The 12877-nt window shown below is 50.6% G+C and carries 13 protein-coding genes and 1 tRNA gene; all 14 read right to left on the bottom strand.

The genetic code is table 11. The features are described 5' to 3' along the window. Positions 1-3 precede the first annotated feature (3 nt). The gene (locus BUB13_RS00280) at positions 4-636 is read right to left on the bottom strand and encodes a hypothetical protein (protein ID WP_072904754.1); all 633 of its coding nucleotides are present in this window, start codon (positions 634-636) and stop codon (positions 4-6) included. 16 nt (positions 637-652) lie between these two features. After that, positions 653-1630 (bottom strand): calcium/sodium antiporter, encoded by a 978-nt coding sequence (locus tag BUB13_RS00285; protein ID WP_072905312.1) that lies wholly within the window; start codon positions 1628-1630, stop codon positions 653-655. A 98-nt stretch (positions 1631-1728) separates the two neighbouring features. Beyond that, a complete protein-coding gene (locus tag BUB13_RS00290; protein WP_072904755.1) occupies positions 1729-2460 on the bottom strand; it encodes a metallophosphoesterase family protein in 732 nt (243 codons plus the stop codon). Position 2461: 1 nt separating this feature from the next. After that, positions 2462-2695 (bottom strand): hypothetical protein, encoded by a 234-nt coding sequence (locus tag BUB13_RS00295; RefSeq protein ID WP_072904756.1) that lies wholly within the window; start codon positions 2693-2695, stop codon positions 2462-2464. A 33-nt stretch (positions 2696-2728) separates the two neighbouring features. Further along, positions 2729-3229 (bottom strand): zinc ribbon-containing protein, encoded by a 501-nt coding sequence (locus tag BUB13_RS00300; RefSeq protein ID WP_072904757.1) that lies wholly within the window; start codon positions 3227-3229, stop codon positions 2729-2731. A gap of 45 nt (positions 3230-3274) precedes the next feature. Then, on the bottom strand, positions 3275-4363 hold the full coding sequence (locus BUB13_RS00305; RefSeq protein ID WP_072904758.1) for a lipase family protein: 1089 nt from the start codon (positions 4361-4363) through the stop codon (positions 3275-3277). Positions 4364-4521: 158 nt separating this feature from the next. Further along, positions 4522-4598 (bottom strand) — tRNA-Pro (locus BUB13_RS00310). Positions 4599-4645: 47 nt separating this feature from the next. Continuing rightward, a complete protein-coding gene (locus tag BUB13_RS00315) occupies positions 4646-5959 on the bottom strand; it encodes a phenylacetate--CoA ligase family protein (protein ID WP_072904759.1) in 1314 nt (437 codons plus the stop codon). A 42-nt stretch (positions 5960-6001) separates the two neighbouring features. After that, positions 6002-6433, bottom strand: a complete 432-nt coding sequence (locus tag BUB13_RS00320; protein WP_072904760.1) for an ACT domain-containing protein — start codon at positions 6431-6433, stop codon at positions 6002-6004. 16 nt (positions 6434-6449) lie between these two features. Beyond that, positions 6450-7757: a phenylacetate--CoA ligase family protein gene (locus BUB13_RS00325; protein WP_072904761.1), complete on the bottom strand. Its 1308-nt coding sequence runs from the start codon at positions 7755-7757 to the stop codon at positions 6450-6452. 24 nt (positions 7758-7781) lie between these two features. Continuing rightward, positions 7782-8360: an indolepyruvate oxidoreductase subunit beta gene (locus tag BUB13_RS00330; RefSeq protein ID WP_072904762.1), complete on the bottom strand. Its 579-nt coding sequence runs from the start codon at positions 8358-8360 to the stop codon at positions 7782-7784. A gap of 2 nt (positions 8361-8362) precedes the next feature. Continuing rightward, positions 8363-10114 (bottom strand): indolepyruvate ferredoxin oxidoreductase subunit alpha, encoded by a 1752-nt coding sequence (gene iorA / locus BUB13_RS00335; protein ID WP_072904763.1) that lies wholly within the window; start codon positions 10112-10114, stop codon positions 8363-8365. Positions 10115-10190: 76 nt separating this feature from the next. Beyond that, positions 10191-11111: a Ppx/GppA phosphatase family protein gene (locus BUB13_RS00340; protein ID WP_072904764.1), complete on the bottom strand. Its 921-nt coding sequence runs from the start codon at positions 11109-11111 to the stop codon at positions 10191-10193. A 1-nt stretch (position 11112) separates the two neighbouring features. Beyond that, positions 11113-12801 carry a Na/Pi cotransporter family protein gene (locus BUB13_RS00345; RefSeq protein ID WP_072904765.1) on the bottom strand — a complete coding sequence of 563 codons (1689 nt, stop codon included), beginning with the start codon at positions 12799-12801 and terminating at the stop codon, positions 11113-11115. Between the last annotated feature and the right edge of the window lie 76 nt (positions 12802-12877).

The raw sequence follows: 12877 nt of genomic DNA on the forward strand, positions 1-12877 counted from the left end.
GCATCAATGAGTTTGATCGAGACGGATACTTTGCTCCTGAAGCAGGATAGCTGCAGGCAATAGAAATTCAGGGGAGAGAGTGATCGCTGAAGGAGAAAGTTCAAGACACCAATCACGCAGAATCCCTTTAAGGATTCCTCTACGCAATCGGTTTAAAAATCCACTTTTTTCAGGTTCAGGTTGCTGTTCACGGGCGCGTCGATCAAAACGACCGAGCAAGTTATCGCCAGCCAAAAGTGCGTATTCACCGCACCATCCGCCCAGGATATCCTCGATGAATTGCTCTTTAATTTTACGAGGGTCAACAATGCTGTAAAGCTGCTGATCAGCATCATCACAGACACGTATACCACGAGTTGTTTTCAAATGCAGAGTTGCCAGTTTGGCACCATCGTCACCCTGAAAAACAAAAAAAGTTAAATTCAGAAATTTACGTTTAGGACGCAGACTGAAAACAACCTTCTGATCATTATCAGGACGATAGAATTTCGTCGTACCACCCAAACAGCTACCAACTACGTGGACTCGATAAAGCAAACTGTCGTTGCGAGCATAAATTTCATACCAACTGGTTTCCCCTTTGAGCAGACGGTTATCGATGACCTGAACTTTTTTAAAGCGGTAGAAATCAGACACAACGAGTACCAAGCGTTTAAACGGCTGCCAACACCTGAGAAACCAGATAGGCGTTGTAGCTAAGGTAAATTACCAACAACCCTGCCCCTTCAAGTCGATTGATACGACCGCCACTGCCGCGAATGCCGATACCAAAAACCAGCAGCGCAACGGTCAAACCTCCCATAACAGTACAGTCCCGCCAGAGCACGATCGAGTCGACCGGCATTGGATGAATCGCTCCGGCAATGCCGACAACCGCCAAGGTGTTAAACAGGTTTGAGCCCAAAACGTTGCCAAGCGCCAGGTCGTGTTCGCCTTTACGCGTTGCAGCCAGGGCCGATGCCAACTCTGGCAAGGAGGTGCCGATAGCAACCACCGTCAAACCGATAATCAGGTCGCTGACACCGAAAGCGCGAGCAATCTCAACCGCCCCCCAAACCAGAATTCTCGAACTGACCACCAACAGCAGCATACCGAAGACTGTCCAGAACAGCGCTTTTCTCAACGGCATCGGCTCAACATCGACAGTGACATCGACATCGGCTTCAAGACTGTCGTGCCGGCTACGCATACCCTGAAAAATTGACCAGCCCATCAAAACAAAGAAAACACCGAGCAAAACCCAGGCGTCCATCCGACTGATGAAGCCGTCAAACAATTGGCCGACTGCCAGCACGGTAATCAACAGCAGTATTGGCAACTCTTTACGCACAACCCTTGATGTCACCGCAATCGGACTGAGCAGCGCCGTCAAGCCAAGAATTAAAGCGATGTTGGAAATGTTAGAACCGTAGGCATTGCCAAGAGCCAACCCGGGGTTTCCTTGAGCAGCAGAAAAGGCCGACACCACCATCTCTGGTGCCGAGGTTCCGAAGCCGATGATCACCATGCCGATGAGAAGTGTTGGCATTCCGGCATGCAGAGCAGTTGCCGCCGCACCATCAACAAAGCGATCGGCACTCCAGACCAACACAGCCAAGCCACCAAGAACCGCAATCGCTGCAAGAGTCAAACTCATAAAATATATCCGTTTAAGATCCGTTTCAGTTCACAGAAAGGAAGAAATAGACACGTATTCAAGAACACTTGTCAAGCAAAACAGGAGAAGACTCAGCTTGCTCCATCAGATTGCCAGAAGCGCATCTGCAAGACATCACAAGCTGTCAGACAATCCCCGTACCCGGCTCCGGTATCAATGTTTATTTCTGTTTGACTGATATAGGGCTCACTGACGGGAGTATGCCCGTGAACAACTATCTTATCCCATCCTTTGACCTTCTTCCATAAGGGCTTGCGCTGCCACAAGAAAGCCTCATTCTGACGCTTTTCCCCAGTTGGATCCTTCGGGTCAACCCCGGCATGTACGAAAAAATACTGCTGGTATTGCCAATAAAAAACGGTACTGCTGAAAAACTCCACATGCTCGGCAGGTATTCTTTGCAACGCTGCACAGGGGTCTTCCACAATATCTCCGCCATTGTACGCCTGCAGACTTTCCTGGCCCCCGCAGGACACAAAATAAAAGACCGCGGAGGGTAAGCCGCGGCCTTTCAGCGCCATAAAGTCATCCAGAAAAGTGTTTCTCCCCGATTGTTTCCGGTCGGCTGCGACAACGGCATCGAGCAACATCTGTTCGTGGTTACCGCGCAGAAAAACGGTCTGCGGATAACGTTTCTGGAAATCGATCAGCCAATCAATCACTTCCGGCGTCTGCGGACCACGATCGACGTAATCGCCAAGGAAAACCAACTGATCTTTATCGGTGGGAGCAACGTCCTCCATCAGGCTCTGCAGCATCTGATATTGACCATGGATATCCCCGACAGCGATCAATCGGCTCATTCTATCCCCCGTCTTCCGGATGCTTTTTTGCAGGCAGCACCACTTTCAGCAACAAAAGAGCAACCGGTGCTCCGTGCATCAGGAGGTCAAAAATATCGATAGGCCGGACCAACTGTCCGGCCATCAACATGCGGACCTTTTCAACCAGATGAGGTTCCGGGACAAAAGGCGACAAACCGAGCAACAGAGCCGCCGGCACCAGGAACGAATATGGAAGGCTACGGATAAAATCCATCGATTGTTTAGATCCTCAACAAACAAACATCTATCAATAAGATTTGCGAAAAACAGTTTTGTGACATTGTGGGCAAGGTGGAACCTTCACCGCGGACTTGAAATGCATCTGGCTACCGCACTCTTTGCACGTCAAAGTACCGGGGCTGGTCACCTCCCCGGTTTTTACTTCGAGGACCTGCTCAGACTTTCCTGCCAGCTCGTTAAAAAAAGCTGCCGCGTTGCCGAGAACTTTAGCGATACCACTCTGCAAGCCAGCAGTCACCCGGCGTGGGTCAACAACACTGAAAACCGAATCGCCTGCCTCCTGTGCTTTTTTGGCTGCTTCGTTGAGATCACGACGCACATAGCCGCTGATTTTATCTATCTGCTCACGCGTATATTCACCTCGTGCTGAAACTTCCTCTCCAGCTTTTTTCAGCGCTTCCTCTATATTTTTACGGCCGCCGTGCAGAAATTCATTCGCCTGTCCGGCCAGCTTCTGATAAAGGCCGACATCTTCATGGTCCGGCGTCTGCTGATTCTTTTCAGTCATTTTCTCCTCCCCAGGTAAAATTACATACGAATTATGGATGAAAAGTCATATTTCTCGACGTGCGTTCGCGACTTCGACCAGCTTTTTACGATAGAGAAGCGAGCTATGACTTTTCACCGGTGTAAAAATAGATGCTTTAAGATGTTTCCAGAACCATTGCATGCGATCCAGACCAGGAGGATTGAGCACCAATCGAGCTTCGTGAAAGCGTCCCCCTTGCACATCGGTTAAATATCGCAAGTCCCCATAATGACGATATCCGTTGAGTTTATCAAGCTCCTGCTCAAGCCATCGGAAAAGAGATTTAAGTGGTGCGATACTGTCGAACACCCACGCCAGTCCCTTTACCAACCGAATCGCCAGTTGATTTGCTGCTCCCAGGGGAACACGCGGAACAATATCACTGGAATTAACCACCCGGTAAACAGGGGTCTTGATGTCAAAAAAGAACTCGTAATCGCCGACCCGTGGGGCACCATAGGTGTAACAGGCACCATCGATGTTGCGAGCAAGGTATTTGGTCGCCAGAAGAGCCAGCGCGCCACCGAGCGAGTGACCTGTGATAAACAAGGGCAGCAGATTGCCATCAGCATCGAGGCAGGCCTTTTTTTTCAAGGCTGAACGAATATCATCTTTGATCAGATCAAAAGCCTTATAGAAACCATTGTGTACCCGGTAGCCATCCTTTTGCTTTGGCACTGCATCAGCATCAGTCAACCAGTCATTGATCTTTTTTTCTGTACCGCGGAACGCCAGCACCAGGTACGGATCCGTACCCGGCGAAATTCTTTTGCAGAGAAAACCCTGAGAAGTTGCCCGGTCGAAGTGAGCAATATACTGAAAACCGGCAATCTTGAGAATTTCCTTGAAAGCCGTCAGGTTTGCCCCCTTGTTGTGATAGAGCTTTTCGGCGAAATCGGCGAGGAAACGTTCCAGGCTCTCGTCAGACTTGTTGGTTACGATTTTAGCAGCCTCAATGGCAGCCTCACTTAAAAGACCGTCGACGCCTTCAAACGGAAAATAAGCCAGTCCTGACATCTCACCCAATACATACGCCATCCGATCGCTGTACGCAGCTCGCTTAATCGGTGGTGACAAAAGCTTCTGATCTACAAAATAAGTATTATCGCCCATCAATTTCTCCCCGCGCTAAACAATTCCAAAGGCTTATCGAAAAAGCATTAATTCATTAATTTTAGCACGCAGTTGATTGATGACAAGGAAGGATAAATCCGCCAAAGAAGAGAAAATAAAAAGCCGATCCCTTATCGGAATCGGCTTTTAAACGCTGATGGTCGGGGCGAGAGGATTTGAACCTCCGACCCCGTGCACCCCATGCACGTGCGCTACCAGGCTGCGCTACGCCCCGTCAAATCAGCGTCGCGGATTATGTTGTATTTGCCCCTGTCTGTCAAGCTAGTTCTTGCGGTTGTCGAAAACCCGGCAGGCCTTCCCCTCGTGTCGAGTTATACTGGATGGTTCGACCAGTTTCACTTTTGCGCTCAGGCCAAGAGCCGATTGCAGTTTCTTTTCGGCGTTGACAACAAAGGCACGCTGCTGCTTCATTTCATCGAAGAAAATCTTCTCGTTAACTTCGACCAGAACTTCAAGCTTGTCCTGATTATTCTCCCGTTCGACAACCAACTGGTAATGCGGCTCACAGCCTTCAATCTGGAACAGCACCTCTTCAATCTGGGTCGGGAAGACATTGACCCCCTTGATAATCAGCATATCGTCGCTGCGGCCACGGGTCTTTTCCATTCTCGCGAAGGTCCGTCCACAGTCACAGGTCTCGTAATGCAGGCGGGTGATATCGCGGGTGCGGTAACGGATCATCGGGAAGGCCTGTTTGGTCAGGCTGGTCAGCACCAGTTCGCCAACAGAACCTTGCGGCAACACCTCACAGCTATCAGGGTCAATAATCTCGGCGATAAAGTGATCTTCCGCCAGATGCATGCCGGATTTACAGAGACACTCACCGGCAACCCCGGGTCCCATGATTTCCGACAACCCATAGTTGTCGGTCGCAATAAGGCCAAGACGTTTTTCGATTTCGGTCCGCATCTGCTCGCTCCAGGGCTCAGCACCAAACAGACCGACACGGAGCGCCAGCGATTCCGGATCAATTCCCTGTTTTTCAAATCGATCGGCAATCGTCAGCGCATAAGACGGCGTGCAGACCAACGCTGAGGAACGGTAGTCCTGCATGATCATCAGCTGTTTGTCGGTATTGCCGCCAGAGATCGGGATAACCGATGCCCCTATCGCTTCGGATCCGTAATGGAGGCCGAAAGCACCGGTAAAAAGACCATAGCCGAAGGCGATATGAACGATATCTTCGTTGGTAACACCGGCTGCGGTCATGAAGCGGGCGACCAGTTCGGTCCAATTCGTCAGATCCTGTTTGGTGTAACCAACAACCGTCGGTTTTCCCGTTGTACCGGAAGAGGAATGGATGCGTACGACATCGCGCATTGGTACGGCGAACATGCCGTAAGGATAGTTGAGCCGCAAGTCCTCTTTCGTAGTAAAAGGGAGCGAAGCAAGATCAGGCAGCTCCTTCAGGTCGCCTGGCTGAAAGCCGGTCTCTTTAAATTTACCCTGATAGCAGGAAACATTCTCCGCTACCCGCTGCAGAGTCTGTTGCAAACGCTGCAGTTGTAACTGCAATAATTGCTCACGCGGCATGCATTCGGCCGCCGCATTCCAGATGGCCGTTTGTGGGTCCATAAAGCTCAACTATCCAATCAAGTGTTTCTATTTAACTAACTGTTAGATCGAGGTTAGTTTCTTTCCTTCGATAATCTTGATATTGTTGTTTTTTAACACCTCAATGGCGGCATCAACATCATCGAAACGGAAAATGATAACGGCATTGTCACCGGAGCGCTCGACAAATGCGTACATATATTCAACATTGATATTGTTTTTGTCGAGGGTTTGCAGCAGCGAGGAAAGTCCACCCGGGCTATCCGGAACCTCAACACCGATGACCTCTGTTTTGCTGACAGTAAAGTTCTGCTCGCGCAACACTTTGAAAGCCAGATCGGTATCATTAACAATCAAACGCAGAATGCCGAAATCTGAAGTGTCGGCCAACGATAGCGCGCGGATATTTACCCCGGCATCACCGAGAACGCCGGAGACCTCAGCCAGGCGGCCCGATTTGTTTTCAATAAAAATCGAAATTTGTTCAACTTTCATTGTCAGTCCCCTTTTCTCAGGATGATTTTTGACGGTTATCGATCACCCGCACGGCTTTACCTTCGCTGCGAGTGATGCTTTTCGGCTCGACCAGGCGAACCTTACAGGTGACACCGAGCAGATCCTTAATATCTTTACGGATCTTGTTTGACAGGTTCTGCAACTCTTTGATCTCGTCGGAGAAGGTCTGCTCGTTGACTTCAACCTGAACTTCCAAGGTATCAAGATTCCCTTCGCGCTCGACAATCAGCTGGTAATGCGGTTCGACACCTTCAATATTGAACAGCACCGATTCGATCTGGCTCGGAAAGACATTGACGCCACGGATAATTAGCATGTCGTCGCTACGGCCGCTCAGACGTTCGATCCGGGCATGAGTCCGCCCACAGATGCACGGTTCCTTGATCAGCCGGGTAATATCGCGGGTCCGGTAACGGATCAACGGAATCCCTTCCTTGGTGATGGTGGTAATGACCAGCTCGCCCTTCTCTCCGACCGGAAGAACTTCACCTGTTTCAGGATTGATAATCTCCGGGATGAAGTGATCTTCCCAGATATGCAGGCCGTTCTGCGCCTCGACACATTCAATGCCGACACCGGGCCCGAGGATCTCCGACAGTCCGTAAATATCGATCGCCTTGATATTAAGCTTTTCCTCGATCTCCTGACGCATTTTCTCGCTCCAGGGTTCGGCGCCGAGGATACCGACCTTAAGCTTCAGGTTCTTGATGTCGATCCCCTCTTCCGCTGCGACCTCGGCGAGGAATAGGCTGTAGGACGGGGTGCATGTCAGCACGGTGGAGCCGAAATCCTGCATGATCATCAGCTGCTTTTTGGTGTTGCCACCCGACATCGGGATAACCGATGCACCGACCCGCTCAGCACCGTAGTGTGCACCGAGGCCGCCGGTAAACAGGCCATAGCCGTAAGCGTTATGGATCACGTCGCCCTTGTTAGCGCCGGCGGCAACGAAAGAGCGCGCCATCAGCTCGGTCCAGGTCTCGATATCGCGCCGGGTATAACCGACAACAGTCGGCTTGCCGGTGGTGCCGGACGAAGCGTGAATACGGACAATCTGCTCCAGGGGCACGGCAAACAAACCGTACGGATAGTTGTCACGCATATCCTGCTTCAGCGTGAACGGCAGCTTCTGCAGATCATCAAGCGATTTGACATCGGCCGGGGTAATGCCCGCCTTTTTAAACGATTCCTGGTAGAAAGGAACCGTAGCGTAAACACGCTCTACGACCTGTTGCAGTCGCTTGAGTTGTAACGACTCGATCGCTTCACGCGGCAGAGTCTCAAATTCATCATTCCATATCATCAGTGCCTCCTCGAGAGAATCACTCTATACGGCGTTGCGGCCGAGCTCAAATGCATTGAGATTGATGTCGAGCAGCTTCGCCGGAACCATCTTGTTCAGAGCGTCAATCCAGAGTTGATAGTCGACATCGAGAACTTTCGACAGCGCACCGAGCAGCACCGTATTGACGGTTTTCGGATTGCCCGCTTCCAGTGCCAGGTCAAGTCCATTGATCACCTTGGTTGCGGGAAACTGCTTACCGATTTCATCAGCCAGATTTTCCGGGTATACCTGCTTGCCAAGAGCAACAGACGGAGGTGCAATTTTCAGGTTATTGACGATTACCTGGCCCTCTTTGCGCAGCAGCGGGAGATAACGTTTTGCTTCCAGCAGCTCGAAGCTGAAGAGGATATCGACCTCCCCTTCCGGGATGATCGAAGAGTAGACCTTTTCGCCATAGCGCACGTGTGAGGTAACGCTGCCACCACGTTGCGACATGCCGTGGATTTCGTTCTTTTTGACATCCATCCCGGCCATCATCATGACCTCGGAAAGAACCTCACTAGCGAGCAGAATTCCCTGTCCACCAACACCTGCCAGCAGAATATTTTTCACATCACTCATAATTATTCACCATACTCAATAAAAGCATCGAAACCGCAGGTCTGCTGGCATACCTTACAACCGACACAGATGATCTTGTCGATGTTCGACTTCTTGTTTTCTTCATCCCAGGTAATCGCCGGGCAACCGAGTCGCAGGCAAGCTTTGCAACCGGTACACTTATCGTGATCGACATACAGCGGCATCCGCTTGTCCATGTTGTCACGCGGCACCAGCATACAAGGGCGGCTGGTGATAATGACCGAGGTCTCCGGACGAGCCATTTCTTCACGGATAATCTTGCGGGTCAGCTTGATATTGTAGGGATCGATCACCTTGACATGCTCAACGCCAACAGCACGGCAAAGCTGCTCCATATCGACCCGGTAGGTCTCCTGCTCATTGAGCATATAGCCGGAGGTCGGGTTTTCCTGACGTCCAGTCATCGCGGTGATACGGTTATCGAGGATAATAACGGTTGAAGCGGACTGATTGTAAACCATGTCCATCAGGCCGTTGATACCGGTGTGCAGAAAGGTCGAATCACCGATGACGGCAACAACTTTACGCTGCTCTTCTTCGGAAATAACTTTGCTGATACCGGTTGCATTACCGATACTCGCTCCCATACAGACACAAGTATCCATCGCTGACAACGGCGGCAGAAAGCCGAGAGTGTAACAGCCGATATCGCCTGTGACATAAGCCTTGGCGCGGTTCAACTCCATGAAAACACCGCGATGCGGGCAGCCAGGGCACATGTTCGGGGGACGCGGTGGCAGTTCAGGAGAGTTGTCCTCAGTCGGCACATCTTTGCCGAACAGGGCCTTCTGTACCCGACCCGGAGTCAACTCGCCGCAGATCGGCAGCTTGTCTTTACCGACGACGTTAATCCCCATCGCCCTGACCTGCTCTTCAATATAGGGGTCGAGCTCTTCGACGACATAAAGCGTCTCATAGTTGGCAGCAAAGTCGCGGATCAACTGTTTCGGCAGCGGGTAAACCAGGCCGATTTTGAGCACATCCGCGTCCGGCATGGCTTCCTTGACGTATTGGTACGCGACACCGGCAGTGATCACACCAACCTTGCCCGCGCCTTTTTCGATACGGTTGAACGGCTGCGTGCAGGACCACTCTTCCATGTCGATCAAGCGCTGCTCGACATCGTAGTGACGTTTGCGGGCATTGCCCGGCAGCATAACCAGTTTGGCAGCGTTGCGCTCAAGACTCGGAGTCGGCAAATCTGTCCTGCGTTCACCCAGGGTGACAATCGACTTGGAGTGGGAAATTCGTGTCGTGCTGCGCAGAAACATGGGGGTATCGAACTTCTCGCCGGCATCGAACGCCAACTTGGTAAAATCGAGCGCTTCCTGGCTGTCAGCCGGTTCGAACATCGGCACTTTGGCAAACTTGGCGTAGTTGCGGCTGTCCTGCTCATTCTGTGATGAGTGCAGTTCCGGGTCATCGGCCACAACCAGCACCAGGCCACCACGAACACCGGTATAAGACAGAGTGAACAGCGGATCAGCAGCGACGTTGACACCAACATGCTTCATAGTCACCAGCGAACGAGCGCCGCCAAAGCAGGCTCCGATGCCAACTTCCAGCGCCACTTTTTCGTTCGGTGCCCAGGAGGCGTCAATCTCTTTATATTGGGTCGTATTTTCCAGGATTTCGGTACTGGGAGTACCGGGATAGGCAGAAGCAACTAATACGCCTGCTTCATACGCACCTCGAGCGATGGCTTCATTGCCAGAGAGAATAACTTTCTGCATAACAGTCCTTGTGAATTTAATGACTTGAAATATCGGTAAAGCGAAGCCCGAATAATAGGCAATTGGATAGGTTCTGTCAATCAGATCGGTCGGCGCAGAAATCGAGGAGAAGACCTTCCAGTAAACCGGAATCAGCGACCCGAATCGATTGCTGTTTTAGGTACTGGCAAAGAGCGATAATCATCTCTAACCCAGGCATGATCACGTCACCCCTTCCCGGCTCGAAACCGGGGAGTTGCTCGCGCTCGGCAATGCTCATTCCATCCAGCCGATCCTGTGTCGCCAACAGCCAATCAAGGTTAAGCTGATGATTATTGATGCGACTGCGATCGTATTCAGACATTTTCAGGTCAAGTGCTGCGAGGGTGGTGAAAGTCCCAGCCGTGCCGATCAATTGAACTCCAGCGAGTTGCAAAGGAGAAACACCAGAGCGCAGCATATCGGTGGAGAACTTCACCACCAAATTTTTGACATGTTGCCGTCTCGACTCTGCATGGGGCATCTCTTCGCTAAGCTGGACAACCCCGACAGGATAACTGCACGAATGCACAACCTCATGCCAATCCTGAAAAACAAGCTCGGTGCTCCCGCCACCTATATCAACAATCAGGGCCGTCTGAGGAGTCGGCTTTAACACAGACAACACACCAGTAGCACTGAGTCGTGCCTCTTCATCGCCGCTGATAATCTCGAGAGGGAGGCGGGTTTTCATTTTAACCAGGTTGACCAAGTGCTGACCGTTTTCAGCACGCCGTAAAGCTGCTGTACCGACAGCACGTATCTTTTCTACTCCGTAATCTGCTGCGATCCGGGCAAATTCAGAAACAACGGCAAGAGTTCGATCGATACTTTCTCGTGCCAGCCCAATTTCAGGCTGATAACCACCGGCAAGACGAGTGATCTGATGTTGATATAATCTCGGCTGCAGCCCATTCTGCTTGCATTCACCAATCAGCATTCGGACGGTGTTGCTGCCGATATCAATAGCTGCGTACATCTTATCTTTCTCCGATGACCGCTTCGGAAACTTTATAGGTATGGTCGCCGATTTTTTCGAAATTATGCAGCATATCGATAAAAAGCAAACCGGGTTGTACCGCACACTCACCGGTATTCAATCGTGCTATATGTTTCAGTCGCATTCTGTTTTCCATTTCGTCGATGCAGTCTTCAAATTCGATCGCCTCAACCGCAATCGTTGTATCCCCCGTTTCCATCGCCTCGACGACAAACCGAAGGAAATCCATTGTTTTCTCGCCAATGATGGAAATTTCATTCTCGCCTATATCTGAGAATATGATTTTCGCTTCGATTTTTTTCTGCCCAAGTTGCCACAAGTTCTCACAATGGTCGCCAATCCGTTCCAAGTCGTTGACGATATGCAGCAAGTTACCGATTGAGGCGGACGTCTGTGAAGATATGGAGCGCTGAGACAGTTGAACCAGAAAATTGGTGATTTCTCTTTGCAGCATATCGACCAGTTCTTCCCGCCGCTCCAGTTCACTGATCCTCTTGGTATCCTCATCCTCAAGAAAATAATTTGTTTCCTGCAGCATCTCCAGGGCGACAACCGCCATTCGTTGTGCTTCCCGCCGTGCCTGCCCGATCGCGATCGGCGGCGTATTTAAAATCCGGTTGTCGATATACTTGACCTGCATACTTTCTGAGACATCTTTCCCGCGGATAGCGATGGTTGAGATTTTGGCCAAGATACCGACAAAGGGTAAAAATAATAGGACATTGATAATGTTGAACAGGGTATGAGCGTTGGCAATATGCCGTGCTATATATGGTTTGTCACCGATCGCGGCAGAGAGACTTTCTGCCTGCGCTTGAGTCTGGATAACAAAGTCAGCATCTCCAGGAGTGAGAAAAGCGACCAGCTTCAGATAGAAGGTCAGAAGTAGCAAAACAAGCACAGTGCCGACAACATTGAACAGGAAATGCGCAAAAGCAGTCCGCCGAGCGGCCAAATTTGCACCGATCGCAGAGATGTTCGCAGTAATCGTGGTGCCAATATTTTCACCAAGCACCAAAGCAACACTGGTTTCGAAGTTAATCAACCCCACTGTTGCCATGGCCAGTGTCACGCCAACAGTTGCCGCACTACTCTGGACGACAAGAGTCAACAAGGCCCCGATCAAAACAGCCACCAGCTTATATTGACCGACAAAAACAAGCAGTTGTCTGAAGTCTTCACTCGATTTCAGCGGCTCAAATCCTTGTTTCATCGTGGCCAGGCCAAACAGTAGCAGTCCAAAACCAAGGATGATTTCACCAGCATAAACATGCTTTTTCATCCTGCTGAATAACTTGAATGCAGCCCCGAGGGCAATCAACGGCAAAGCGAATTGCGTGATATTGAAGGCAATCAACTGCGCCGTAACCGTTGTCCCGATATTCGCCCCGAGAATCACGCCGATCGCTTGAACCAGTGACAGCAAACCGGCATTGACAAAACTGACGGTCATAACGGTCGTTGCGGTCGATGATTGAAGGATCGCCGTTACGGCCATACCAACAAAAGTTCCTGCAAGACGATTATTTGTCAGGGCTGAGAAAATTCTCCGGATTTTTTCCCCGGCAACCTTGTGCAGCCCTTCCGACATGGTTTTCATGCCGAAAAGGAACAATCCGAGGCCCCCAAGTAAACCGAATAAAAATTGCTGGCTTATAAACACGGACATTTATGAATCTCTTTCCTGGAAAATCCCAGAGTATTGAATTCAAAAAAGCGGTAGATATATTTTAATCTACCGCTCA

The sequence above is a fragment of the Malonomonas rubra DSM 5091 genome (assembly GCF_900142125.1).
Taxonomy (GTDB): Bacteria; Desulfobacterota; Desulfuromonadia; order Desulfuromonadales; family Geopsychrobacteraceae; genus Malonomonas; species Malonomonas rubra.

Excerpts from the sequence above, each read along its gene's own strand:
- BUB13_RS00345 (WP_072904765.1), bottom strand. The coding sequence starts at position 12,801 with ATGTCCGTGTTTATAAGCCAGCAATTTTTATTCGGTTTACTTGGGGGC.
- BUB13_RS00300 (WP_072904757.1), bottom strand. The coding sequence starts at position 3,229 with ATGACTGAAAAGAATCAGCAGACGCCGGACCATGAAGATGTCGGCCTT.
- iorA (WP_072904763.1), bottom strand. The coding sequence starts at position 10,114 with ATGCAGAAAGTTATTCTCTCTGGCAATGAAGCCATCGCTCGAGGTGCG.
- BUB13_RS00290 (WP_072904755.1), bottom strand. The coding sequence starts at position 2,460 with ATGAGCCGATTGATCGCTGTCGGGGATATCCATGGTCAATATCAGATG.
- BUB13_RS00315 (WP_072904759.1), bottom strand. The coding sequence starts at position 5,959 with ATGGACCCACAAACGGCCATCTGGAATGCGGCGGCCGAATGCATGCCG.
- BUB13_RS00325 (WP_072904761.1), bottom strand. The coding sequence starts at position 7,757 with ATGATATGGAATGATGAATTTGAGACTCTGCCGCGTGAAGCGATCGAG.
- BUB13_RS00330 (WP_072904762.1), bottom strand. The coding sequence starts at position 8,360 with ATGAGTGATGTGAAAAATATTCTGCTGGCAGGTGTTGGTGGACAGGGA.
- BUB13_RS00340 (WP_072904764.1), bottom strand. The coding sequence starts at position 11,111 with ATGTACGCAGCTATTGATATCGGCAGCAACACCGTCCGAATGCTGATT.
- BUB13_RS00320 (WP_072904760.1), bottom strand. The coding sequence starts at position 6,433 with ATGAAAGTTGAACAAATTTCGATTTTTATTGAAAACAAATCGGGCCGC.
- BUB13_RS00305 (WP_072904758.1), bottom strand. The coding sequence starts at position 4,363 with ATGGGCGATAATACTTATTTTGTAGATCAGAAGCTTTTGTCACCACCG.
- BUB13_RS00295 (WP_072904756.1), bottom strand. The coding sequence starts at position 2,695 with ATGGATTTTATCCGTAGCCTTCCATATTCGTTCCTGGTGCCGGCGGCT.